This window comes from Adhaeribacter swui, from assembly GCF_014217805.1.
GTDB classification, from domain to species: Bacteria; Bacteroidota; Bacteroidia; order Cytophagales; family Hymenobacteraceae; genus Adhaeribacter; species Adhaeribacter swui.
In genome coordinates this window covers 1,401,752-1,428,500 of record NZ_CP055156.1, presented here as the reverse complement: position 1 = coordinate 1,428,500, position 26,749 = coordinate 1,401,752, and the positions used below count along the sequence as shown (strand labels likewise).

General features: G+C 41.8%; 21 protein-coding genes. 17 read left to right on the top strand and 4 right to left on the bottom strand.

Going from position 1 to position 26,749, the window contains the following annotated elements:
- Nucleotides 1-157 precede the first annotated feature (157 nt).
- The 9 genes from HUW51_RS06765 (at nt 158) to HUW51_RS06725 (ending at nt 13,512) form a co-directional block, all read left to right on the top strand.
- Nucleotides 158-1,606: a hypothetical protein gene (locus HUW51_RS06765; protein ID WP_185273221.1), complete on the top strand. Its 1,449-nt coding sequence runs from the start codon at nt 158-160 to the stop codon at nt 1,604-1,606.
- A 232-nt stretch (nt 1,607-1,838) separates the two neighbouring features.
- Nucleotides 1,839-2,216: an endonuclease domain-containing protein gene (locus HUW51_RS06760; protein ID WP_185273220.1), complete on the top strand. Its 378-nt coding sequence runs from the start codon at nt 1,839-1,841 to the stop codon at nt 2,214-2,216.
- Nucleotides 2,217-2,353: 137 nt separating this feature from the next.
- Nucleotides 2,354-5,824 carry a hypothetical protein gene (locus tag HUW51_RS06755; RefSeq protein WP_185273219.1) on the top strand — a complete coding sequence of 1,157 codons (3,471 nt, stop codon included), beginning with the start codon at nt 2,354-2,356 and terminating at the stop codon, nt 5,822-5,824.
- 347 nt (nt 5,825-6,171) lie between these two features.
- Complete coding sequence (locus tag HUW51_RS06750; protein ID WP_185273218.1) at nt 6,172-7,521, top strand: hypothetical protein; 1,350 nt, start codon at nt 6,172-6,174, stop codon at nt 7,519-7,521.
- 169 nt (nt 7,522-7,690) lie between these two features.
- The gene (locus HUW51_RS06745; protein ID WP_185273217.1) at nt 7,691-9,418 is read left to right on the top strand and encodes a hypothetical protein; all 1,728 of its coding nucleotides are present in this window, start codon (nt 7,691-7,693) and stop codon (nt 9,416-9,418) included.
- A 163-nt stretch (nt 9,419-9,581) separates the two neighbouring features.
- Nucleotides 9,582-10,241, top strand: a complete 660-nt coding sequence (locus HUW51_RS06740; RefSeq protein ID WP_228466950.1) for an OmpA family protein — start codon at nt 9,582-9,584, stop codon at nt 10,239-10,241.
- A 167-nt stretch (nt 10,242-10,408) separates the two neighbouring features.
- Nucleotides 10,409-12,622, top strand: a complete 2,214-nt coding sequence (locus tag HUW51_RS06735) for a prolyl oligopeptidase family serine peptidase (RefSeq protein WP_228466949.1) — start codon at nt 10,409-10,411, stop codon at nt 12,620-12,622.
- A gap of 79 nt (nt 12,623-12,701) precedes the next feature.
- Complete coding sequence (locus HUW51_RS06730) at nt 12,702-12,896, top strand: hypothetical protein (RefSeq protein WP_185273216.1); 195 nt, start codon at nt 12,702-12,704, stop codon at nt 12,894-12,896.
- A 133-nt stretch (nt 12,897-13,029) separates the two neighbouring features.
- Nucleotides 13,030-13,512 (top strand): GNAT family N-acetyltransferase, encoded by a 483-nt coding sequence (locus HUW51_RS06725; protein WP_185273215.1) that lies wholly within the window; start codon nt 13,030-13,032, stop codon nt 13,510-13,512.
- Nucleotides 13,513-13,578: 66 nt separating this feature from the next.
- Here HUW51_RS06725 and HUW51_RS06720 read toward each other — a convergent pair whose 3' ends face one another.
- The 3 genes from HUW51_RS06720 to HUW51_RS06710 form a co-directional block, all read right to left on the bottom strand.
- A complete protein-coding gene (locus HUW51_RS06720; protein WP_185273214.1) occupies nt 13,579-13,887 on the bottom strand; it encodes a DUF4286 family protein in 309 nt (102 codons plus the stop codon).
- 521 nt (nt 13,888-14,408) lie between these two features.
- Complete coding sequence (locus HUW51_RS06715) at nt 14,409-16,841, bottom strand: TonB-dependent receptor (RefSeq protein ID WP_185273213.1); 2,433 nt, start codon at nt 16,839-16,841, stop codon at nt 14,409-14,411.
- Between the two features lie 132 nt (nt 16,842-16,973).
- Complete coding sequence (locus tag HUW51_RS06710) at nt 16,974-17,264, bottom strand: hypothetical protein (RefSeq protein ID WP_185273212.1); 291 nt, start codon at nt 17,262-17,264, stop codon at nt 16,974-16,976.
- Nucleotides 17,265-17,639: 375 nt separating this feature from the next.
- On the opposite strand from HUW51_RS06710, the gene HUW51_RS06705 reads away from it, so the two are divergent.
- A complete protein-coding gene (locus tag HUW51_RS06705) occupies nt 17,640-18,521 on the top strand; it encodes a toxin-antitoxin system YwqK family antitoxin (RefSeq protein ID WP_185273211.1) in 882 nt (293 codons plus the stop codon).
- Nucleotides 18,522-18,711: 190 nt separating this feature from the next.
- Here the strand turns inward: HUW51_RS06705 and HUW51_RS06700 are convergent, their stop codons facing one another.
- Nucleotides 18,712-19,068, bottom strand: coding sequence for a YraN family protein (locus HUW51_RS06700; RefSeq protein WP_185273210.1), 357 nt, complete (start codon nt 19,066-19,068; stop codon nt 18,712-18,714).
- A 135-nt stretch (nt 19,069-19,203) separates the two neighbouring features.
- On the opposite strand from HUW51_RS06700, the gene pgi reads away from it, so the two are divergent.
- The 7 genes from pgi (at nt 19,204) to HUW51_RS06665 (ending at nt 26,618) form a co-directional block, all read left to right on the top strand.
- Nucleotides 19,204-20,871, top strand: coding sequence for a glucose-6-phosphate isomerase (gene pgi / locus HUW51_RS06695; RefSeq protein ID WP_185273209.1), 1,668 nt, complete (start codon nt 19,204-19,206; stop codon nt 20,869-20,871).
- A gap of 221 nt (nt 20,872-21,092) precedes the next feature.
- Nucleotides 21,093-21,824, top strand: a complete 732-nt coding sequence (lipB, locus tag HUW51_RS06690; RefSeq protein WP_185273208.1) for a lipoyl(octanoyl) transferase LipB — start codon at nt 21,093-21,095, stop codon at nt 21,822-21,824.
- Complete coding sequence (locus HUW51_RS06685) at nt 21,808-22,212, top strand: hypothetical protein (protein ID WP_185273207.1); 405 nt, start codon at nt 21,808-21,810, stop codon at nt 22,210-22,212. Before lipB ends, HUW51_RS06685 begins: the two co-directional genes overlap by 17 nt.
- Before the next feature lie 213 nt (nt 22,213-22,425).
- Entirely contained in the window at nt 22,426-23,448 is a 1,023-nt protein-coding gene (locus tag HUW51_RS06680) for an MraY family glycosyltransferase (RefSeq protein ID WP_228466948.1), read from the top strand.
- Nucleotides 23,408-24,631: a DUF4271 domain-containing protein gene (locus HUW51_RS06675; protein WP_228466947.1), complete on the top strand. Its 1,224-nt coding sequence runs from the start codon at nt 23,408-23,410 to the stop codon at nt 24,629-24,631. The genes HUW51_RS06680 and HUW51_RS06675 overlap by 41 nt, the downstream gene beginning before the upstream one ends.
- A 67-nt stretch (nt 24,632-24,698) precedes the next feature.
- The gene (locus tag HUW51_RS06670; protein WP_185273206.1) at nt 24,699-25,490 is read left to right on the top strand and encodes a uroporphyrinogen-III synthase; all 792 of its coding nucleotides are present in this window, start codon (nt 24,699-24,701) and stop codon (nt 25,488-25,490) included.
- A 165-nt stretch (nt 25,491-25,655) separates the two neighbouring features.
- A complete protein-coding gene (locus HUW51_RS06665; protein WP_185273205.1) occupies nt 25,656-26,618 on the top strand; it encodes a PorP/SprF family type IX secretion system membrane protein in 963 nt (320 codons plus the stop codon).
- The last annotated feature ends 131 nt before the right edge of the window (nt 26,619-26,749 follow it).

Genomic DNA, 26,749 nt, shown 5'->3' with positions numbered 1-26,749 from the left:
ACGATAAGCCTCACGAGCGAAGACGCTCGCGATAAAGTAGAAATAAAAATAGGAAGGGCCTGCTTATAGCAGGTAAAAATTTGAAATAAGCATGTATTGATGCTTAGAGAAAACACGAAAGTCGAATATCTAACATCGAATATCCAAAATCTAAAAAATGGCAAAACTATTCATATTCGGTATTGGCGGAACGGGTTCGCGGGTAATCCGGTCGCTGACCATGTTGCTGGCGGCGGGTGCCGAAATTAAAAACTGCGAGCGCGTAGTGCCCATCATCATCGACCCGGACGCACAAAACGGCGACATGAACCGCACGGTGGAGTTACTAAAAACCTACAAGCGCATCCAAAAGCACTTAGGCCTCCGCGACAAAGGTTTTTTTAAAACCGACATCAGCACTTTATCCAACATTGCCAACGATAACGATGGTGCGGTGCAGGATACTTTTGTGTACGATTTTGGCGGTATTAACCAACGTTTTCGCGATTACATTAATTATCATTCTTTGTCGCCGGGTACCAAAAGCGTTGTAGAGTTATTGTTTACCCAAGATAACCTGGAGAGTCTGCTTACCATTGGTTTTCGGGGCAGCCCGAATGTCGGCAGTGTGGTGTTGAATAAAATAGTCGATTCGCCCGAGATTCAGTATTTTGCCAAGAACTTCCAGAAAGGCGACCGTATCTTTTTTATCAGTTCTATTTTCGGTGGTACCGGAGCGGCGGGTTTTCCGCTGTTACTTAAAAACCTGAAAGACCAACAAGCGCCGCTGGCTAACGCCGGCTACATTCAGGACGCTTTAACCGGCGCTATTACCGTGCTGCCGTATTTTGCTTTGCAAGCCGAAGATGGCAGCGTTATTGATTCCAACACGTTTATCACCAAAACCCGCGCGGCTTTATCGTATTACGAGCACCACCTGAAAGGCCTGGAAGCTTTGTATTACATTGCCGATACTCCCGATGCACCGTACCAGAACCAGCCGGGCGGTAGCGGTCAGCAAAACAAAGCGCATTTAGTAGAATTACTCAGCGCGCTTGCCGTTTTGGACTTCATGGATTACAATGCGGGTGATTTTAGTGCCGGCACGCTTTACCACGAATACGGTTTCACCGAAGATACCCGCGAAGTTCAGTTTGGCCACCTGGCACCGGAATCAAAAGAAAAAATTGCCGAGAGCCTGAGCCGCTTCCTGTATTTTGCCAAATACTTTAATAATCAGTTAAAAGACGATAGGGATTCGCCGTATTTTAAAAATCTGGAATTACAGAATTTACTCGGTAAAGACAGCTTATTTAAAGATTTAGATAAAATTATCAACAGCCCGGATTATGGTTTCCTAAACTGGCTCCGCGAACTAAACAGCAACCAGCGCAGCTTTGCCCCCTTCAACCTGAGCACCGACGATTTTAATCAATTAATTAAAGGCAAAGAAATTATCACTAAGTCCTGGAATATTTTTGATAAAGGCATTAGCCACGGTTTCTTCCGCAACGAACTCGATGCCGCCGAAAAGCAAATTCCCGAACAAGACCGTTTCCGCAAATTCATCCAACTCTTCGACCGGGTTACGGAGAAGGCGTTTAGTGAGAAGGTGAAGACGGTGTAAGGGGAGATTAAGGCTGTAAAAGGTAAGCTTAGAGATATAAAAATGGACATAGAGAATAACTAAAAGTCAACCACCCCTGCCCCTCCTTATCCAAGGAGGGGAACTTATATCTTTACTGAATTAGCAAAGATGTAATTTTCGCAAGTTGTGGCTTAGTAAAATGCTTAATTTAAAGATTAACAAAGCTCCCCTCCTTGGCTAAGGAGGGGTTAGGGGTGGTTGACTAAGACAGATGAAGATGCTAGAACGTATCCATAACCAGCAAAATTTAAAAAATCTGCGCCGCCAGAACCGGAGTAATTTAACCCCAGCCGAAGCTGAATTATGGAAGCATTTAAAGAACGGTCAACTTGGAAGGAAATTCAGAAGACAACACAGCGTTAATAAGTATATTCTGGATTTTTACTGCCCGGAAGAAAAGCTAGCGATTGAACTAGATGGGAAAGACCATTTTACAGATAACGGTTTTGAACGGGACGAGGAGAGAACAAAATTTTTAAAAAATTTAAATATTAAAGTGCTACGATTTGAGAATAAGGATGTATTTGAACAATTGGCAGCGGTATTGGGGGAAATAAAAGTAAATTTTACCACCCCCAACCCATCCTAAAACAGGAGGGGAGCTTTGACCCAATACAATTAACCAGAATACATTTAAAATATCCCTCGAACAACGAGCAGCGAATAATTAACAACGAAAACTCTGTGGTCTATCGACTGTGGACCATGGACTAAAAAATAAGAATTATGCCGAAAGTACTGCGCTTGCACGATAAAGGAAAACAGCAAATAGAAGGCTGGCAGCAATCCTCGCCGATAACGCATATTGAACTGAACGATATAACCGACCCCACCGGGGCCAAAGCCAGTAAAATTGTTACCTCCATCCCGACGCCGTTTGCCCGGATGCATTTGTTCGAGACGGCCTTTGATTTTGTGAATACCGATAAAAGTGGCAACCGGCATTCTATTTACCACGAACTGGTATCGCATTACTGGGATTTGTTCGAGCTGATTTTTAATTACCACCAGTACGCCCAGGCCGGTAAGAAAATTACGCTGCGGCGCTGGAACATCGATAGTGAACTGCAAATCCTGCGCAACAACCCAACTACTAAAATCCTGGGGGATACCCTACGGCTTTTCTTGAACGATGACCGATTTACCGGTTTTTCAGATTTATACCTGATTTACTACGAATACCATTTGCCCAACGGCGAAGCGGCGGAACGCTTGATTGGCGGGACTTCCCCGTTTACGTTATTCTTTACTGCACCTACCATACAGCCTTTGGATATTGAACGGCCGCAGGCCCGGGGGCACTATTTCGATAAAAATACGGTATTGCTGCACGAGCGGGACAAAGCTTTCCAGGATTTCGTGTACGGCTTGTTTATGGTGAAACCGGAACTGCGGAGCAAGTATTTCTGCGGCAGCGTATTTGCCAATTTACAAACCGACCGTTTTAACGCCATGGAACTACGCGGCGAAGTATCGCAGGCAAGTTTTGAGGCGCAGTATATTCCCTTAGCCGATGCGAATGGCAACCCGGTGCTGGTAAAAAATGTAGCGCTGCCTACCCGCTCGAACCGCATCGAAATAAACAGCGATTTATTCATTCGGATAAGCCCGGGGGTAGAGCATCCGGGTACTTTGCCGATTGTGTTAAAACCAAATTTAAAAATTGAGGCCAATTACATTAACTGGCAGCGTTGGGACAATGCCACTACTGTACCTTGGGCAGACCCGTTGCCACTGGAAAGCCGGGTATTGCCGGGTAAAAAATACAAATACCCATTCCTCACTATTGGCGATTTCCTGGAAGAATACCTGGTGGAACTGCCCTACGAAGTAAATACCGAGCGTTTTCAAACCGGCCAAATTACCTACAGCTATGGTGCCGATACCCGTGTAAAGCATAAGTTTCCGTACCTGCTGCCCATTAAACGTACTTTCTTTGATTATTTTGAAGTGCGGGATTTGTACGAGTTTCTGACGTTTACTATCGATATCAACCACGTAAAAGTAAGTTTGAAAATACCGGTGCAAAACGGGCAGTTTGTAACCTACGAGCGCAGCTATTACCAGAATCCGCAGAACGTAAAAGACGAGTTTGGCCGCGAAATTCCGGAAAAAGGGGCTATCATCCGGGCCAAAGTGGGTTTGGGAATATTTCCGTTCTACAAAATGCGTAATCAGCCGCAGCATAACGATTTATACAAAATTATGCTCGTGGACGATGATACCGCCCCTTCGCTGGTAAACAAAAACTACGACCTGCATTTTTACGTGGGTAGCCACCGCATTGAGGGGCAAGGGGGTAGCCGCAGTGCTACTAAAACCCAACGTACTTCTAAAAATCCGGCGGCGGCTGGTTCTACTTACTACGAGGTAAAACACACCCATTTCGATTATGTGGAATTGGTTTGTCCGCAAGGTCAGGATATAAAAGGCTTGATTGTACCGAAATGGACGGAGCTGGATCGGGGAACGCAGACTTTTACTTTTTCCGTGGATTTTGGTACCACCAACACCCACGTTGCCTACAATAACGCCCAGGGAGCGCACCCAAAAACCTTTACCATTGGCCAAAACGATATGCAGGTGGTGTTGCTCAACAGTCCATCCGCGGATGTAAATAAAACGGTTTACGAGCGTTATCGCGCCGGTTTTGGCGAGTTGTTTCCGGTATTACTCATTCAGAACCGCGAGTTTGTGCCGTCGTTTATCGGGGAGCAGGGGAGTATTTTTGAATTCCCGATTCGTACGGCTACCTGCGAAACTCCGAACTTCCCAAATGAACCGAAAAATGTACTCGGTAACATTAATATCGGCTTTGCGATTAACGCCGAAGTATCGATGGTGCAGCAAGCGCGTTACGAAACAAACTTAAAGTGGTCGCTGGAACTGGATACCCAAGGTGAAGCCCGGGTGGAAGCGTTTTTCCGGGAGCTATTATATATCATCAAGCACAAGGTAGCGCTCAACAACGGCATTATCGAAAATACCCGCCTGATTTGGTTCCGGCCATTGAGTTTTGATTTATTCTCTTTGAACCAATTTAAACAAAAGTGGGACGAAGCCTACCAGGAAATTTTTAAAACTTCTGAATTTACCGTATCGCTCACCGAATCGGTAGCGCCGTATTATTATCTCACAGCCACTAACCAGGTAGTACCTAACCGCGACGAAAACGTGGTAAACATTGATATAGGCGGTGGTACTACCGATTTGTTATTCCTGAAAGGGCAGCAACCGGCGTACAGCACCTCGTTTAGGTTTGCCGGCGACGATTTATGGGGCGAAGGCTACAGCCGTTTGCACGGCAGCGAAAAGTATAATGGTTTTCTGCAACTGTACCGGCAGGAGAGCCGGAATATTCCGGTGTCTGGCTCGGAGCAGGAAGCCCGCACGGCTTTTGAATTGGCCATGAACAACGACCAGTTCCGCTCCGCCGACGTAGTGAGCTTGCTGTTTAGCTACGACAACGAGTTAAAGTTCAGTCACCAGTTAATGAAAGCCCGGCACCTGCGGATTATTTTTTATCTGCATTACACGAGTATTATCTACCACATTGCGCAACTCATTAAACATCTGGAACTGGAAACGCCCCGGTATTTCTGTTTCAGCGGGAAAGGCAGTTTGTACATAAAGTTACTCAGCGGTGGCCCGAACCTTTTGGTAGTAGAACGCTTAACCAAAACCATTTTGCGGAAAGTAACCGGCAACGAACCCAAGCAAAATTTTAAAATTATTCTGGCTAATAACCCGAAAGAAGCCACAGCCAACGGCGGCGTATTGTTCCAGGGCTCAGCGCAGCAAACGGAATACGGCCATATTCAGGAAGTAAAGTTGGTGGGTGGTCAGGAACTGCAGGATATCCGGAGTAATTTTACCACTACCGAGCAAATTGATTCAACGGTGCGACAATCGGTAGTGGAAAATGCCAAAGCGTACCTGAAACTGGTATTGCAAGACCCCGAAATTACGTCGATGCTACCGGATTTAGGTGTACAAATCGACCCGAATTTCTTGTTACCGTATCTGCAAAACGAGGTAGAAGATAGCTTAAGCATCGGCCTGAACCAAACGCACCAAACCCTGCGCGCCGACGAAGTTCTGGCCGAAACGCTGTTCTTCTATCCGTTTAAGCAAACCTTGTATCAACTGTCCCGGGATTTGTACGAACGCCATTACGCCAGCAAAGCGGCGGTATAAAGGATGAATGAAGAATTTTAAAAATTAAAAAAATAGTAAACTGGCGTTAGTCTTAGCGTATGGAGACTTGGGACTTACCGACAAAAGCCAGTTTATGGATCAGCGAGTACCTAACCTAATACACGTCAGCCGGGAGACTGATTCTTGTTCATAGGCACAACTTACGCTTTGCTTAACACTTGCGCCAATTGATGCAGTTGTTTAATAAATAGAGAACATAGTTGAAATTTTAAATTTTTTAAAATTCCAGTTAACCAATTATGAAAGGGAGTAGTTCTTTTTAGCAATAACCCGAACGCGAAAAACTATATGCGCTATCTTTGCATAAGATTTTTAAATAGAGTACAATGAAGAAAAAGCTTGCAATTTTAATTTTTGGGATATTTCTAGGAATCGCGCCGGCAGGTTGGGCTCAGTCGGAAATGGAGCAGGCTAAACTGGATATCTGGACGGAAACGGCTGATTTTGTGTACCGCGATTCAAATTTACCAAATGCGGCTCAGTTCAATAATGTTTCCAGTATGGCCGAGTTTGTAGCCCTTATCAAAAAAGAAGATGCTACTTCGTCGATCTATTCAAAGCTATATAAACCCATTGAAGACGGTGGGTTCTACAAACAACCCAAAGCGGCCAAAGATCAGTTAAAAACTTTGGTCAAAAGCATTTACGCCCGTTTGCGCACCAACGACCAACGCATGAACGATATTAACCGCCGGCGTAAATTAGACGACCTGCACAAACAACTGCAGCAAATTGCGGCCGACTATGGCGTGCCAGCCGCTACAGGAGCACCCATTTTGCAAGAGGCAGTGGCTACAAATCCTGATAGCGCGCAGGCAAATGGGTCGTTTACTGACCCTGATGGCACCGATACAGATGCTACCGACGAAGAAAGATTATCCTCTTTGGCTAAACGTGATGATTCAACTACCTCAACCGGAAATAATTCTATGACTATACTTGCTATTGCCCTAGGCTTAATCAATTTAGTTTTAATTTACCTGCTCAACAAAGAAATTAAAAAACAAAGTAAACGCATTGACCAGCGGCGCATTGATATTGATAATCTGGCACAAATGGTAAATTTACCCGGTCGCACCGGCGCCGATAGCAGTAGTAAAATTACCATGGCTGCAGTAGAAAATTTAATTAACCGAGCTATTGCCAAAGAGCGGGAAAGCTGGCAGGCTAATGCTTCAGGTAGTACATCCGGGTCGCAGCGGCCAATAAAAATGGCAGCAGCAGTGCAGTCTCCGGTAACTCCACCTCCGGCTCCCACCAGTGCTCCGGTTCCTGTTCCCGACGACTCAGCAAGCATTGAGGAACTACTTACGCCACCCAATCTGGTAGCGGCTGCGCCGGTACCAGTTCCCGATAAGCCTCAAAGCAAGTTTGCCCGCATTCCGGTAAATGGCGGTTTTCACGAGCAGGATTTATACGATGCACCGCAACACGATAGCATTTACGAAATCCGGATTAGCCGCAAAGACCCGAGCCGGGCCATGTTCCGGATTGTAACTAACCCCAGCGTGCACCGCAGCGCCATCGAAAGTGCTTACTTATCGTTGAAAGATGCCTGCACCTACCAGATGAACAATACTAACGCTACCCGCATCGTAAACGACGAACCCGGCGTATTAAGCCAGGTAAATGGTTTCTGGAAGATAGACCGCAAAGCCCTCATTCATTTCGAGTAAAATTTAAAAATTTAAAAATTTACTGTGCTGATTTAAAAATTTCTGTTTGCCGGATAGGTTTAAATTCTGGAAAGTTGATAATTTATACATCCGGAACTTATCATAGTAATCAATATCAGGTTAACCGGCCCGTGTGTCGGTTAATTGCTTTTTATACGTAAGCCTTTTTATGTTCGAAATATTTTTAGAAGCCGTTATCATCATCGGGATTGTTTGTTTGCAAGGCTATGTATTTTGGCAGAACAGGCAAAAAATCAACCGGTTTGCTTCGCTTTATCCTGATAAACAGCGCTTAAACATTAGTAAAGAATACCTGAATGCCGCTGGCAACAGGGTGCAGGAAATCCGGAATAACTTATCGGCGGCGCATGCCGAAAAGCTGCAATTGCTGGAGCAAGGTAAAAAGTTTTTGTTCTTGCATAAGCCTTCTGAAATACACCGGGTAGTTAATTTAAATAATCGCGGCGACCAGGTCGAAGTTCGTCGCACCATTTACGATGGCTTTGCCTCTACCGCCGAAACGTATTTTATTCCTTACATCCGGCTGGTTAATTTAGCGGGTAGTAACGAAATAGAGTTGCTTGGCCTTAAATCGGATGCAGCGTCTGCGGTCCCGGTAATGCCGCCAACCACCAGCCAACCTGCTCCCGAAATAGAACTGGATTTGATTGCCGCCGAGAATCCGTCGCCGGAGTTCCTGGAAATTGTGAATGATACCAACAATTACTTGCGCAACAACAAAGGTGCCGCCGCCGATTTTAATATTTTAAAAGATATCTCGGAACGGCAATCAGAAGTACTGGAAAAAGAAATTAATTCAACCATAGCCACGCCGCTTTACGTGGGTTTGCTGGGTACATTTCTGGGGGTAATTTTTGGTTTGTCGGGTATTATTTTGGGTGGTGGCGTTACCAATGAGGCTATTCAAACTTTTATCACCGGTGTGGTAATAGCGATGGTGGGTTCGTTTGTGGGTTTATTGCTTACTCTTTGGGGAAATACTTTATTTAAAAACGCCCGCTTTACCCGGGATCGGTACCAAAATGATTACTATACTTTTTTGCAGGCACAACTGTTGCCACGTTTGCATTCCGATATGGCTGGTAGCTTAAGCAGCTTAAAAGCTGTGCTGGATGCTTTTAACCGGGAGTTTCTGGATAAAGTAGCCGATTTTAAACCGATTATCGCGGGTATAACGGCTAATATTGAGGTGCAGAAAGATTTTTTGAAAAAACTCGAAGAAATTGGCTACGACCAAATGGCCAAAGCCAGCTTGCAGGTATTTGATAAAGTAACGCAAAGCACCGAAGAGTTTCAAAAGTTTTTGGGTTATCAGCAAGCCTTAAATCAGTCTTTAGAAGCCGGTGCCGGTGCCGCTGCTTCCGTCCAAAGTATTCTGGACCGTTTAACGGGTTTTGAGCGCGGTATTAATAAGGTGGGGCAATACATTGGCCAGCACGACAACTTAATTCAAAAGCAGCTTGACTTTTTTGGTACCCACGAAAAAGAAATGAATGATATTTCGGCCAAAATAGAACAGTACTTCGACCAGGCGGCCGGCCGTTTAACCGAGCTGATGGATGCCCGTATGCGTTATTTAGAAAAAGATGCCCAAAATGCCTACGAACGCTGGTCCAGTCATTTCGAAGCCTTAAACCGAGACAATATTTACGAACGCGTAGTGCAGTACCTGGAGCCTTTTAAACGCTTAAATACGCAGCAAGACGAGATCAGCCGCGAAATAAGCCAAACTCAACGCACATTACTTCAGAAAATGGACCGCGATGCCGACACCCAAACGCGCCTGTTGCGGCAACTCGAATACATGAACCAAAACCTGGATAAAGTAACGCAACCCGGCATGCTGAAAAAGCTGATGGATCGGATGTTTAAGTAAAAGGATTAAAACACTGGTAAATCAAATGTCCCTCCGCATCTTAGGAGGGGAGCTTAAATTTAATATGCCAAGTACCGTTTACAGATAAATTATACAACCTTCTAACTTGCAACCTGCAACCTGCAACTTGTAACTTTTAAACCTTCTAACTTTTTAACCATTCTTGAACAACAATAAAGAAGACTTTTTCTGGCCCAGCTACGTGGATTTAATGACTAGTTTGTTCATTGTTATGCTCGTGCTGTTTGTGCTTAGCTATAAACTGTTCCGGGATAAAGAAAGCGAGCTGTTGGTGCAGGTAGAGCAACTCAATAAAATCCGGGAAATTGAAGCGGCCTTAAAAGGTTTGGAAGGCAAATATTTTAAATTCGATCCGGTAAATAAACGCCACGAATTAAAAGTACAAACCAAGTTTGATCCGAACAGCTGGGTAATTAAAGAAGCCGACAAAAAAGATTTATACGCGGCTGGCTTAACTTTAAAAAAGATCATCGACGATATTAAGCAAGACCAAGGTGTAAAATACCTGGTAATTATTGAGGGCATGGCCGCCCGCGACCCCTACGATCCTTCCTTTCATATCCGGCAACGCGATTACGGTTACCAGTTGAGTTATAATCGGGCATTAGCGCTGCTAAATTTATGGCAGAGCCGCAATATTAATTTCGATGAAAAAAGGTTTGAAGTAATTATTGCGGGCAGCGGTTTTTACGGTACTGGCCGTTACAAAAACAAGCGTGAGTACGATAACAAACGATTTTTAATTCAGGTAATACCAAAAATCGGAAAAATTGAACGTACTGTTGTTAGCACTACGCCTTAAAATTATTGAACAAGAAAACAAAGCAGCGCAGCACTGGCGTAAGTAAAGCCCACTGTTCCGGTAAAAATCACGGGTAAATTTAGCTTAGTAAATTCGTTCGTATTCTTCACTTTCTTGCTGTAATTTTCGTTATTTACAAATAGCCGTGGTACTATGATGATCGAGTTATGAATAAAAAAGCTTTAGTTATGTTGGTTAGTGGTTTTGGTCTGCTAACTGCTTGCAAATCTTCTGAAAATAATAATCCAACTACAACAAAAACCGAAATGGTTACCGAAACTCCCGCGCAGGAAGTAAGCGAACCCATGCGCAAGTTAAGTTTTCCGCATTCTGTTAGCGCTAAAGTAAATCAGGTCGATAATTACCATGGCACATCCGTTGCCGATCCGTACCGTTGGCTGGAAAATGATACCGCCAAAGTAGTAAAAGAATGGGTGTCGGGGCAAAACGAATTGACTTTCGGCTATTTAGATAAAATTCCGTTCCGGCAAAAGATTAAACAACGGCTCACTAAAATCTGGAACTACCCCAAGTTTGAAGCGCCTTTTAAAGAAGGTGGGAAATATTATTTTTTTAAAAATAATGGTTTGCAGAATCAGAAAGTACTGTACGTGCAAGATGGTTTAAAAGGGGCACCTTCCGTTTTTCTGGACCCGAACAAACTCTCCAGCGATGGCACCACGGCTATTAGCACCATCAGTTTTTCGGCAAATGGTGAGTACATGGCTTATGGCACTTCCGGCGGTGGCTCCGACTGGAACGAGTTCTACGTTATGGAAACGGCTACTAAGAAAAAACTCGCTGATTCGCTACAATGGATTAAGTTTTCGGACGCGGCCTGGTTTAAAGATGGCTTTTATTATAGCCGCTACGACGAGCCCAAGACCGGCTCCAAAATGGCCAATAAAAACGAAAACCATAAAGTATACTACCACAAAGTTGGCACCACGCAAGCCGAGGATCAGTTAATTTACGAAGATAAAAACCACCCGAACCGGTTGTTTTACGCCCAAACTACTGAAGATGAGCGTTTTTTAATTATTAGCGCTACCGAAGGAGCCAGTTCCATCAATGCTTTATTTTATAAAGACTTAACGGACGAAAAATCAGAGATAAAGCCTTTAATAGATAATTTTGAAGCCGAATACGTGCTGGTCGAAAACTTAGGTGATCGGTTATTAGTCCGGACGAACAAGAATGCGCCCCATTACCAACTGGTACTTATTAACCCTGAAAAGCCGCAGCCCGATAACTGGAAGGTTGTAATTAAAGAATCTGATAATGTAATGGATGAGGTGTCGCTGGTAAACAATAAATTATTGGTTACCTACATGCGCAATGCGTCCAGCCACTTGTTAGTGCACGATACCAAAGGTAAACTATTAAATCAGGTAAAATTACCCACTCTGGGCACCGTAACTGGTTTTAAAGGTAAGAAAACCGATAAAGAAATTTTCTACACGTTTAACTCTTTTACATATCCAAGCACCATTTACCGCTATACGGTTGCTACTAATAAATCGGAGTTATACCGCAAGCCCCAGGTAGCGGTGCAAATGGATGGCTACGAAACCAAGCAAATATTTTATACCAGTAAAGATGGTACCAAAATACCCATGTTTATTGTGCACAAAAAAGGCTTAACCCTAGATGGTAAAAACCCAACTTACTTGTATGGTTACGGCGGCTTTAATGTTTCGCTGTTACCTAGTTTTAGTATTTCGCGCATGTTGTGGCTCGAAAACAACGGAGTACTGGCTATTCCGAACCTGCGGGGTGGGGGAGAGTTTGGTGAAGATTGGCACAAAGCGGGCATGACGCCCAACAAGCAAAACGTATTCGATGATTTTATAGCGGCCGCCGAATATTTAATTAACGAGAAGTATACGAGTCCTAACCGTTTAGCTATTGCGGGCGGCTCTAACGGTGGTTTATTAGTGGGTGCGGTTAGTAATCAACGACCCGAGTTATTTAAGGTAGCTATTCCGGCGGTAGGTGTTATGGATATGTTGCGGTTTCATAAATTTACCATTGGTTGGGCCTGGGTAGAAGAATACGGTTCCAGTGATAACCCGGATCAATTTAAAAATTTACTGGCTATTTCGCCGCTGCATAATATCAAAGAAGGAGTAAGTTATCCGGCTACCCTCGTTACCACCGCCGACCACGACGACCGGGTAGTGCCGGCGCATTCTTTTAAATACATTGCCACCTTGCAGGAAAAAGGCGCTGGGCCCAATCCGTATATAATCCGGGTAGACGTAAATGCCGGTCATGGCGCAGGTAAGGCTACATCTTTACTGATAAATGAAGCCACCGATACTTGGGCTTTTATTTACCATAACATGGGTATTAATCCTTATACAGGTAAAAAAGTGTAATAATTTTAATATTTTTTTGCGTAATATTAATTATGAATTAAATTATCGCTATATTTAATTCATAATTAATATTACGCTTATGAAACTAACTGCTACTCTAATATATTTATTTTCTGGCCTGTTAGTAATAGGTGGAATCTTAATCTGGGTATTTATATTACCCGAAGAACAAGTATGTTTAGTTACCTCTTTATTTGGCGTACTTTTTTACGTGCTCGCCGCCCCGGAACAACCCCGCATTTACCGGCGTAACCTGCAACAAGAAAAGTTGTAGTATTAAAATTGAATTACGCTTCATAATTGCCATTTGTAAGTAATCTAACCACTGGCTATAAGTTCTTGCTAGGCGGTAACTTTTGTTATTAGGGTTAATCACTTAACTTGCCCCCACAACAAATTTACTAAGCATGAATATCGCTATTCGCCGGGGCAATTTAAATGATTTGCCGCAGGTTTACGCTTTAATTCAGGAACTGGCCGTTTACGAAAAGGCTCCCGAAGAAGTAACTAACACCCTATCGGCTATGCAGGAAGATGGTTTTGGCCCCAATCCGGTTTTTGAATTTATGGTGGCCGAAGTTGATAATACCATTGTGGGGCTTTGCTTGTATTACATGGCCTATTCTACTTGGAAGGGCCGGATGTTATATCTGGAAGATTTAGTAATTACCGAAACCTACCGCCGGTACGGCATCGGCAAAAAGTTATTTTACGCTTTTGCCCAGCGCGCCTTAGAGCTTAAAGTGCAACGCTTAAAGTGGCAAGTACTGGAATGGAACGAACCCGCCATTAAATTTTACCGCAGTTTAAACGCCAACCTGGATCCGGAGTGGATAAACTGCAATATGACTGCCGAAGAGATTGCTGCTTACGTGGCTGCAAACGCTTGAAAAAAAAAACTTTAAAAGTTATAAAAGTTAAAAATTAAAATTTCTAACTTTTATATAACTGCAACTTTAATCCATCACTTCCAGAATAGAGTGGAAGGTAACGTATTTATTTGGGTACCGGGCGTGGTGTTTTTTCTGTAGATCAGCTTCAAAATCGCGTTGGTATTCTTCCAGGTCTTGCATGTGGCGCGCAAAGTACTGCACCGCGTAAGTGGTACCGCCATTATCTTCGTACTCGGTAAGCATTTTACAAACCTGATACTTGATAAAATAGGTAGTGGCCATTACTTCCGGAATATGTACTTCTTTCATCCAGGTCAGCCAATCTTCAGCTACACTGTTATCAATATTTATGGTTACATTATATAAAATCATGTACAAAAATAACAATTTTATTCCTTAAACGATGTACCCAAAAAATGGTCTGGAACTTAGTACTGAAAAAAGGTAAATAAATATATATTAATTTATATTAAACGTGTGGCGGGCTAAGTTAAACAGGCTAGACTAGGTGTTCGTCGAAAAATAGTTTACAAACATCTGATTTACTTTATATTTGTATATCAATTAAAAACAAACGCAACACCAAAGCGGGTTTTACTTGAATAGTGAAATAATTTTATAAATAATTAAATTAAGTTCTGTTTAGAGCTGTTTTACTTGTTAACATTCACGCACTTATAATATTTGCAAAAGTTATTAAATTTTTAAAAATATTGTATTTTCCTGGTTTTGATAAAGGCAAATTAGTACTTTTAAGAACCATTTAAAATAGTAACAACAACCAATAAGTATACTATAAAGGAGCAGCCCCTTGGGCTGCTTTTTTATTTACTTCTATTTTTAAAAATCCTGTTTAATCAGCTTGTTATTTCCGAAAGAACTCTCCGGAATATTTATTTTGGGTGATGGATGGTGAAAGATACGGGTATATGTAAACGCAGGCCAAAGTTGCGGCCTATGTTATAAACTCCCCGCCGGTTGGTAGCCTCGTTTACTGCGGCGTATTTTAATCGGCTTAAATGGTTTTGGTAGGCCACATCAAATAAATTACTTACTGTAAAATAAAGCGTAGCTAAAGTTCGCTTCCCGTTGGTTATGTCGGCGCCCAAGCCGCCGTTCAGCAGCGTATAAGCTGGGGTAGCGGTTTCGGTGCCGTATGCCCTATAAAAGCGATTTTGCCGGAAATTATGTTCTAACTCTAACCGGGCAAAGATATTACGAAATACAGAGCTAAACTTTTTTAAATTTACCCGAAGTTCGGATACTAACCGCGGTGCCGGAATAAAAGTCAGGTATTTGGTAGAATCGGGTTGGTTGGCTTGTGTGCCCCGCACCAGCGAAAAAGAATTTTCGAAGTGTAGCCAATCCAAGGGGTGCGGGTGAATATCTAAACTTACTTCGCCGCCAACTAAGCGGGCATTGCCTTGTACGTATTTAAAAGTAGCCGCTAAATCATTTGGATCGCCGCTCAGCGAATCGCCGCCAAAGGCGCTGGTTAATTTTTCGGCAAATATGTAGTGCTGCACGGCATTATAAAACCCGCTTAAGCCCAGTGTTACGTGTTCGGTGTTTGCGTTAATGCCGGCATCTACTTGCAAACTGGTTTCCGGGTTTAAATTTGAATTACCTACTTCGTACCGGATGGTGCCTTCGTGAATGCCGTTAGAAGCTAGCTCCGAGATATTAGGCGCTCGAAAACCACGGGCTGCGTTTAACTTTACCGAAACTTTTTCGGAAAAATCGTAAGTGCCACCTAAACTACCGGAGATATTAGAAAAATTGGTTTTAAAGCCCATAAACTTAATAAAGCTAGCATCAGTAGAATTAGGTACGGGAACTTCGTTTTCATTTAAATAAAGTGCATCGGCGGTAAGCCAACGCTGGTCGAAGCGTAAACCGCCGCTTATATTTAAATGGCCAAAGGTTTTTTTAGTAAAGCCAAATACGCCAGCGTCTTGTAAGCGGTATTCCGGTATTAAAAATTCTATGCCTTTGTTTTTGTTGCGCTGCTGCATGCCGCTGAGGCCAAAAGTAGTTTCCCAACCATTTACTTCCGGTAAAAAGTATTTGGCATCGTAACTAACCGTTTGTAAGTCAAAAAACAACGATTTTTCATTCTCATCCAGCGCATTGCCGTATTCTTTGCGTAAGTTTTGCTGATAATCTACGTTAACGGCTAGCCTGGAAGCTCCCAGAATAAAGTTGTTTTGCAAGGCAATACGCCGATGGTTGATGCTTTGCCTGGGAATATCCAGGTGATAACCTTTTAAATCGGCGGGAGTTACTGGTAGCTCTGTGGTAGTTGAATCCGATTCAGGCCAAATTTTTAAAAAATTTCCATTTTCGTCGCGTTCTCCTTCTACTAAACCTATTTCCTGGTTAAAAGAACTAAAATTTAAATGCGAAAAGCCCCAGCTTTTGTTTAAGCCAATATAGCCACTGCCATTTAACTCGTTAAAACCCGAATTATAAACCGGGCCATCGTACCGGTTCCGATAATTGCCGGCTTGTTTGCTGCTTAAACGCGCCTGCCAGTTAAAACCGTTGATATTGCCCGCATTAAAAAGAGAATAAGTTTGTAACCGGTTGTTGGTTTGATATCCCGAAGTCAAACTACTTACTATTCTACCTTCTTCTACGGGGTCGGCGGCAATAAAATTAATAACGCCGGCCATGGCATCGGAGCCATACATTATACTGCCGGGGCCTTTTACTATTTCGGCCCGATCCACCGAAGCTTCGTCAATTTCAATGCCGTGTTCATCGCCCCATTGCTGGCCTTCCTGCCGCATGCCATTGTTTAAAGTTACAACCCGGTTCGCGCTCAAGCCCCGGATTACCGGCTTAGAAATAGCAGCCCCGGTAGAAATTTGAGAAATGCCCGGCGCATGGGCAATGGCATCAATAATGTTACTGGCCGAACGCTGATTTAATTGTTGGCTGTTGATAACCGAAGTAGGTACCGGATTGCGGCGCATTTCCGTGGAAGCCGAAACACCAGTAATAATTACGGTATTTATTTCGGTAGCGGAAGAAGAAAGCGGAAAGTTTATTTTGGTGTCGCCGTTAATGGTAATAGAACGGGCCGTGGTAACGAACCCTACATAACTAATTTGCACCAGAAACCGGCCTTGGGGTAAATTCCGGATTTGAAAATCTCCGGTGGAATTGGAGGCAGCTCCCCTTCGCAGGTCGGGCAGGTAAACCGTAGCTCCAATTAAAGGTTCCTGAGTAGCTTGGTCTATCACTTTTCCGGTTAAAGTATTTTGCGCCAGAGCTGGAACGGCTGCAATAAAGAATAAGATGTACAGTATTAATTTAGGCATAATAGCATAATAAAAGCTATTGGGATTACCCGGGTGGGGGCATACCAATAAACTTAATTAAAAATAAATTGCGCTATTTCAGGATAAAGTAAACCCTGATCATAATAGTAAGAGAGCACAAAAATTTAAAAATTATGCTACCGGTGGCCCACGATAAGCCTGATTGTTAGGAAAAGTAAATTTCCATACCGAAGTAATTACTGCCTGGTAGATAGTAACTGAGGAAACTATTTGTGCCCGGAATGGGGTTTGCGTAAAATAAAAGAGACTGTTGAATAAATGATCGGTTGGGCAGTGGATATGCTTTTGTTCCAGTTTTGCAGTAATATTTTTGGAAATGGGCTTATGCGTTGTGTGCTGATGGCGGTGTAAGGCCAGTACCATTTCGTCCGGAATAATAATCCGGCAAAATAGCAAGAGCATGAAATAAGCGGTAAATTTCCGGAATAAGCTCACACCAGCAATAGTTATAGGTGGTAAAGTTAGCCACAATTAAATTTAATGCAATTCTTTTAAGTTAAAGCATAGCCACTTCTATTAGTTAAGAATAGCCAGGAGCATGGTTATTGTAATATTTAAAACTCTTACTTGAACTGGAATATTGAAATAAAAGTTTTGCATTATATTAAATAAGAAATAGAATACCAGAATCGTTTTTAAAATTAAATAAGTTTGATTAGCTCCTGATTATAATACAGGACAATTTTACTTATTTCGGTTTTTAATTGATCATGCATCAACCTTTTTTAACTGTTTTTTATAATGCACCGGTTTAAGATTTTAACGGGAGTACTTTGTATGCTTCTGGTTTGGCAAAGTACCAGCTGTAGCCAGCGCAACTACAACGTAGATGCCGAAACTGCACCAACAACGTCGGCAAAAGGCGGATTATTTAAAAAAAAGTTAGTTGAACCGGTTGCTGCACCCGTAGATACAGCCCGGCCATCGCTGGCTACTACGCCCGTGGTGGATACCACGCAGCAAGACGTAAAAAAGCGGAAGAAGCAAAAAAAGAGCAAAAAGTTATTCCTGGGCTATCGCATCCGTAAAGGGTATGTGAAATCTGGTAAAGGCCCAAATGCCACCATCGAGAAGTTTTCATACCTCGCTCAGTATGTAGAGCCCAGTATGTACGCCCCCGCCAAATACTTTTACGATACGAAGAGCCACCGGATTAAAAAAGCACGTACCATCGACCCGAAACGTGCCCGGGTTTTGCATGGGCCTTACAAAAAAATGATTGGGGGCAAGGTAGTAGCCGAAGGGTATTTTTATATCGGAACCCGGCATTTACGTTGGGAGTCTTACAACAAACAAGGTATTTTAACCAGCAAGTCGCACTTCGAGAAAGGCTTTCCCCGGGATGCTATTGTAAATTACTACGATGGCGCCCAAACAAAAATGAAAGAAGTAATACCATACGTTAATAACCGCATAGAAGGAGATTACGTGATGTTTCATCAGAACGGTTTACTGGCTTGGGAAGGACAGTTTGAAAAAGGGAAAAGAGTGGGAGTATGGATTGAGTTTTACAATTTCCGGAACCGCAAGCATTACGAATACCAGTACCCGGAAACTGCCGATGATCAACCTTTCGAAGCTTTTCTGCTGAAAGAATACGACCGCAACGGCAATCTTATTTACGAAAAAGGCAAACTGGATAAGCGGCCAAAAATGTGAGTTAGTCGACAGTCCATCCTCGACAGTCTATAGATTATAGTTATCGGGGTATAGTGATAAGCTAATAATAAATTATTAACTCCATTACCAAGGAGTAAGTTGCCAAGCTTGTAATACTTTTTTACCGGTTAATATGCAACTACTAAATCGCCCGTCCGGGGACTGTGGTCTAGCGACTATGGACCGTGGACTAATGAAATGCATCTTCGATGTGGTGAATCTCATAAGGCAGGTGGTCGCCGCCACTTATCGCAATAATATCAAACCGGATATCGTGTTGCCAGTTTAGCTGGTAAATAAATTCTTCGGCGGCCAGTAAAAACAAATCTACTTTCTTTGGGGTAATTGCTTCTTCCGGAAAGCCGTGCCGGGTAGTGGTACGCGTTTTTACTTCTACAAAAATTAAAACCGTAGATTTTTGCGCAATTATATCAATTTCGGCCCGGTGGTAGCGGTAATTACTGGCCAGAATAGTATATCCGTTTTCAACTAAATAAGCAGCGGCTATTTTCTCGCCTATCTGGCCGGTTTGGTTATGTTTTGCCATGTAAAATGTTACCGTTACCTATTGTAAAGGTTCTACTTTTGTTCCTGTTGCGCAGGAAACCGCAATTTTTTAAAAATTTACTGACTTTTCTTTTGGGAATGTTATTAATTTCGCCCAAGTCAAGCAACTACTACTATGTTACAAAACATTAACCCGGTTACCACGAATTCCTGGAAAAAGTTAGAGCAGCATTATGCTATCATGAAAGATAATCATATGGTAGACATGTTTGCTATGGATCCAAGCCGTTTTGCTAAATTTTCGTTGCACTTCGAAGATATTCTAGTTGATTTTTCAAAAAATATAATTAATGATACTACCCTCGAAGCTCTGCTGGAATTAGCAGAAGAAGCGCAGGTTAAAGATGCCATTGAGCAAATGTTTAGTGGCGATAAAATAAATCTGCGCGAAAACCGGGCCGTGCTGCACGTTGCCTTACGTAACCGGTCGAACGACCCAATCTACGAAGACGGCGAAGATGTAATGCCGGAAATAAACCAGGTATTAGAGCAAATTGAAGTTTTTTCAAAAAAAATAATTGCGGGTGAATGGCTGGGCTATACCGGCAAACCAATTACGCAAATTGTAAACATTGGCATTGGCGGTTCTGACCTGGGGCCTTACATGGTAACCGAAGCCCTAAAGCCCTACCAAAAGCCTAACATACAAGTGCACTTTGTATCCAATATAGATGGTACGCACATTGTAGAAACCCTGAAAAAGGTAGACCCTGAGACGACGCTGTTCATGATTGCCTCTAAAACATTTACTACCCAGGAAACCATGACAAACGCCGAAACGGCTAAAACCTGGTTTTTGGAACACGCGCAGGACGAAGCCGAAGTAGCCAAACATTTTGTCGCGATTTCTACGAACCTGGAGGCCGTAAAAGAGTTTGGTATTGCCGAAGAAAATATGTTTGTGTTCTGGGATTGGGTTGGAGGCCGCTACTCGCTATGGTCTTCTATCGGGCTTTCTATTGCGTGCTCCATTGGTTACGAAAATTACATTCAGTTACTGGAAGGAGCGCATGCCATGGACAAGCATTTCCGGATGACGCATTTTGAAAAAAACATTCCGGTATTATTAGCTTTAATCAGCATTTGGTACATTAACTTTTTCGGGGCGCAAACCGAAGCTATTTTACCTTACGACCAGTACATGCACCGCTTTCCGGCTTATTTTCAACAAGGTAATATGGAGAGTAACGGCAAATCCGTAGATCGTAACGGCGACCGGGTTACTTACCAAACCGGGCCGGTTATCTGGGGAGAGCCTGGTACCAACGGGCAGCACGCGTTTTATCAACTAATTCACCAAGGTACTCAGTTAATCCCCTGCGATTTTTTAGCGCCTGCTATCAGCCATAATCCTACCGGCGACCATCACGTTAAGTTGCTATCGAACTTTTTTGCACAAACCGAAGCCTTAATGAATGGTAAATCTTTGCAGGAAGTAGTGGAAGAATTAAAAAATGACGGTTTATCCGAAGCCGAAATTAAAGAGTTAGCGCCGGTTAAAGTATTTGCCGGAAATAAACCCACTAATTCTATTTTATTTAAAATTTTAGATCCGCGTACCTTAGGTAGTTTGATTGCCATGTATGAACATAAGATATTTGTGCAGGGCGTAATCTGGAATATTTTTAGTTTTGACCAATGGGGTGTGGAACTGGGAAAACAATTAGCCAAAAAAGTACTGCCTGAACTGCAAAGTACCGAAGAGATTACTGCGCACGATTGCTCCACCAATGGGTTGATTAATGCTTATAAGGGCATGTGTAATCAATTTTTTAAAAATTAACTGCCCTACACCATCCTAATTACTTCTTTATTGTTTTTATAAATAAGTAAGCACTGAATTTTTTTGTAATTCCGGTTTGTTAAGCTTTTATATAAGCACAATTATAATTTGGCGAGTCCCTGTTATAATTGTGCTTTAACTACTAAATTAAGTTGTAATATTAGTTTAAAGGTTACGTTAGTTAAAGCTAAAAACCTGTTGATTGATTATTTTTAAAATCTGTGATAAATAAAGAAGTTACCTTTATTCCCTTAGGCACTATAGATTACCAGGAAGCCTGGAATTATCAGGAACAATTGTTTGCCCAAACCATTGCCATCAAAACAGATAACCGGAATTTACCACCCCAAGAACAAAAGATTACGCCTAATTATTTGCTGTTCTGCCAGCATCCGCACGTATATACGCTAGGTAAAAGCGGCCAGGAAAGCCATTTGTTATTAAATGAACAAGGCTTACAAGAACACCAGGCCCAGTTTTATAAAATTAATCGGGGTGGCGATATCACTTACCATGGGCCAGGGCAACTAGTAGCTTATCCTATTCTGGATCTTGATAATTTTTTCACCGACATTCATAAGTACCTCCGGCTCTTGGAAGAAGCTGTAATTCTAACTTTAGCCGATTTTGGCATTCGGGCTGGTCGGATTGCTGGTTTAACGGGGGTATGGCTTGATTTTGAGGAACAGAAAAACCCGCGGAAGATTTGTGCAATGGGTGTTAAATGCAGCCGGTGGGTAACCATGCACGGTTTGGCCTTAAATGTAAATACCGATTTAACTTATTTCGATCATATTATTCCGTGCGGTATTCCTGATAAAGCGGTTACTTCTATGGAGCAAGAACTTGGCAGACCTGTTATGCTGACGGAAGTAGAAGAAAAACTCTTAAGCTATTTTGAACAACTTTTTGGGGCTACCTGCCATATACTTACCAATGAAGCAAGATATTAATTTTGATCCGGTAGAAGGAGTTACAATTGCCGTGGTTTCGGAGTCCGATACAGCAAGTACGCCCGCCTGGAGTGTTTATCTTATCAACCAGAACGATCTGTATCTGGATAATGTGTTGGTTTCATCCAAGGGATATGGTGAACAAGAAGGGGAAAAAATAAAAACTTCTGTTTTGCGCCACATGTTTGAACAGGTGCAACCTAAAAGTTTTGTAAAAATAGAACCCATCGATCCGGCCATTTTTCAACTTTATAATGAGTATTGGGTGAGTTACTACATCGGGCGTAAGATCTACGATAAAAAGTTTGTTTTTGTGCCAGGTTCTATTGTAGAAGAAAACCTTATTTATATTTCGATGGTTGGCCGCAAAGGAGTACTGCATAATTAATAATACTTTACAGCCGGCCTTTAAATAAATGCACTTAGGAAGGATTGTGAACGGATTTCGGGAAGAGTAATTGTTGATTTTTTAAAATTTTTAAATTTTAATGGCAAGTAGCCCGGCAATCAGTAACTTTATTTTAGTTTATACAATTATACGGGCTGCAGTTATTAGGTCGTCTGCATATAAAAGTAATTGCATTACTTTTACAAATACTCTATGATTTCATTATTGCTTTCTTTTAGTTGGTCGTTCTTAATTGCCCTGTTTGCGGTACCTTCTATTATCTATGTAGCCCATTTAAAAAATATTCTGGATCAGCCAAACTTACGCACCGTACACGAATCATTAACTCCGCGCCTCGGAGGCCTGGCTGTATTTGCGGGTTTTATGTCGGCGCTCACCATATTCGGTGATTTAGGCAATGGAGTGCAGCAGTTATTAGCCGGTTGTATTATTCTGTTCTTTATTGGCTTAAAAGATGATTTAGTAGCTATATCGCCTTTTAAAAAATTTGCGGTACAATTGCTGGCCAGTGGTATTGTTATGGTAATGGCCGATATCCGGATAACCAGCTTTCAGGGTATATTCGGCATTCATGTGCTGCCAATAGGTACCAGCTTTGCTTTTACTTTTATAATGATTGTGGGTATAACCAATGCCATTAATTTAATAGACGGCCTGGATGGTTTAGCCGGCACAATTGTTCTTATTATTACGAGTACTTTTGGTTGGTTCTTTTTTATGCACAACAGCAACTACGCTTTTGTAGCTGTTTGCCTCATCGGCGGAATTTTAGGATTTTTAAGATACAATTTTCATAAAGCAACCATTTTTATGGGCGACACCGGCTCTTTGCTTTGCGGGTTTATTATATCGGTGTTAGCCATTGAGTTTATTGAAATGCGGGTGGTAAACTCATCGCCCACCATTACATTAGGTATTTTGTTTGTACCCTTATTTGATACTGTGCGGGTATTTATTATTCGCATTTCTAAAGGTATATCCCCTTTTTCACCGGATAAAAACCACATTCACCACCGATTATTAGCTATGGGGTTCCGGCAAATAAATACGGTACTTATTTTAGCTTTTATTAATATTATCGTTATCGGTTATGTAGTATTATTAGACCACATGGGTAATTTATACTTGTTAGGTTCGCTGGTACTGTTTTCGGTTCTGTTAAGTTTTATTTTAGGTGTATACAAAGCTAAAGCTCCTGCCCGCATTTCGGCTTAAGAAAATCCATGTTTTAACCTTTGGGTTTTTTATAGGCTTATGGCTGCTGGCCAGTAGTTTGCAGGCGCAGGATGGCCGCAACATTAATCTTAAAAATAAGAACCAGATATCTGCTGATTGGTTGGTATTTAAACCTGCCCATAATCGACTAACCTTATATTTACCTGATTACCACGGACCGGTAAACGCATTGTACCAATGGGTATATATCCGACCGGAGCAGCCCTTTAGAATTAACTTTACTGCTCGCGAAGGATTATGTATTTTTATAGATAACCAGCTTATTTTTACCGCAGATTCGGTGGCGAGTTATGAGGTAGATTTAACAAAGCTAATAATTAATAAACCCGATGCGCTCCGGCAGCATCTATTATGTATCTGGCATCCGGGTGGGCAGTTAAATTATCAAACTTTCCGGAATGCCGTACTCACGCCACAAGAAGCTGCCGAAATTCAAGTAAATATTAAGCCAGTTAGTGCCAGCATTAGTATTCAGCCCAAAAACATACCTAACCAAAATGTATTTATTTTATTCTTGCTATTAATCGGGCTTATGTACGGCAGCCTGCGAACTACATATACCAGCGATTTCTATAGTATATTCCGGCTTAATACGTTTTTAAGAAGTTCATCCTTAGAAGAAGGCTTTCTGGCTAAGCCAATTAGTAGCTGGTCTAGTATTTTATTTGTGATAGCTTTTTCCCTCTCTTTTGCGTTGGTAATTGTTGCTATTCATACGAATGTGCAGAATAACTTCATCTTTAATCGCTTATTTCTGGTATCAGAAGCCGATATTACTTCTAAAATTGTTTTTTATACTTTTCTGATTTTTGTTTTTATTCTTGTTAAGTATATTTTTTTACGGGTAATGGGGATTATTTTTGGTTTAAAGCAGTTAGTAATGACGCAATACCGCGAATTTTTGCGTACTACTTTGTTTATGGGCCTATTTTTCCCGCTAATTATGCTGTTGTATTTGGTGTTAAATACCGCTAATCCCCAATTAGTTTTATTCGTGTCTAATATTGCGGTGGCCAGTATTCTGATTTTTACTGTATTAAGGATATTTTACACATTAAATAAAAAAGTGTCGCTTCGTAATCTTCATTTGTTTTCGTACATTTGCGCCACGGAAGTAATACCACTTATTATACTTATTAAGTTGATTGTTTTTACTTATTAAGTACAAAATAAGCCGGAGTAGCTCCAAAAACGACTTTAGAAATATATTCGAACAACAGAACTAATATATGGCCGAGAGTAAAGAAAAGCCGGGTACTGATAAACACGCCGTTAAAATAAAAAGCATTTTAGTTACCCAGCCGAAACCAACTAACGATAATTCTCCTTATTTAACGCTGGCTCAAAAGTATGGCATTAAGGTAGATTTTCGGGAGTTTATTCAAGTGGAACCTGTACCTTACAAAGAGTTCCGGAAAGATAAGGTTAATATTCTGGAGCATACTGCTGTTATTTTCACGAGTCGTAATGCCGTTGACCACTTCTTCCGGATTTGTGCCGAAAGTAAGATTGAAATGCCAGCCGAGATGAAATACTTTTGTATTTCTGAACAAACCGCGTATTACCTGCAAAAATATATAGTACTTCGCAAGCGTAAATTATTTACTGGCGAAAAGACGGCTACTGACTTATTTGAGGTTATTAAGAAGCATAAGAACGAAAAGTTTCTGTATCCTTGCTCTAATATCCGGAAAGACGATATTCCGGAGTTTATGCGGGCCAACAATTTTAACTTTACCGAAGCCGTTATTTACAAAACAGTAGCTGCTGACTTATCTGATCTAGCCGAAGTAAAATACGATTGCATTGCTTTTTTTAGTCCATCCGGAATACATTCTTTATTTGTAAATTTCCCGGACTTTAAACAAAACAATACGCGTATTGCAGCCTTTGGCCCTACAACGGCGCAAGCGGTACTGGATGCTAATCTGGAATTAGATATTGTGGCGCCTATGCCCAATGCCCCTTCTATGACGGGTGCCATTGAACTTTATATTCAAAAACAAGCCGGAAAAAAGTAACACCTTCCTGTTAAAAAAACGTACGGTTGAAAATATAAGATGCGAACAAAAAATCGTTATGATTTTGTGTTGCTTTGCATTTGCATTATATTTTTATCTATTTTTGGTTAGATTCCACGCTTTTTAAAAGCTATTGGTATACCCAAATTTTCTTTAAACCGTACTATGAGGAAATATTTCTACGTTTTAACTGTACTTTTAATTGTTCAGGTAAGTGCTTTGGCGCAGCAACAGCCCCAATTTAGTCATTATAGCTTTAATGGGATGTATCTGAGCCCCGCTTACGCTGGCATTACGGATAAAACGGAAGTAAATATGTTATATCGTTATCAATGGGCCGGGTATCAAGCTAGCTTTGATGGCAGTGGTGCGCCTAAAACCGGACTAATTTCTATTTCAATGCCGGTACGATTTTTGGGCGGAGGGATAGGGATTTATGCCACCAATGATAGGTTAGGTGCTACTGAATCAAGTAGCGCATCTTTGGCGTATTCTGCACATTTAAAAGTTGGATCCGGCAAACTAGGTATAGGTATTCAGGGAAATTTAACAAATATAAAAAAAGGAAGCTATCGACCGAACGATCCGGATGATCCTAGTGTTCCGGAGAATAGTTCAGATAGTAAATATGATATTGGTGCGGGGCTCTGGTATCAGTCTTCTAAATTGTATATTGGCGGGGGAATAAATAACTTACTGCAATCACAGTTTAGGTTTGAAGACAGTGCCCGTACCCGGACGAATGGGTTTGGTTTGTTTACAGCACGAAATCATGCTTTTTTTACGGCAGGTTATTTTCTAGAAGTTTCGCCGGCGGTAACGGTGGTGCCAACAGCAATAGTGAAATATGATTTAAATAAGGTGTCAGTTGAAGCTGGAGGGAGGGCTGTTTTAAACGAAAAGTACTATGCTGGAGTGGGGTATCGGCACCAAGAAGCTGTAACTGCAATGGCTGGATTGTATCTAACTAAAAATAATGCATTGCAACTTGGTTATGCTTTTGATTTAACAACTTTTAATCCAGAAGCTAAAGCTTTAACGTCACACGAGTTGATTCTTGCTTATTCCATTCCTCGACCTGCGAATATTATAAAACCTATTATTAAGACTCCACGTTATAGTTTCTAGGATATATACAAAAAAATCTGGGTTAATATCCTTTATTTGTAATTTGCTGATTATCAACAATATGGGTATTTGTTATGATTGCTTATAATATCTGCTATAAACCCTGTTAAAGTTGGAGAAATACTAATTAA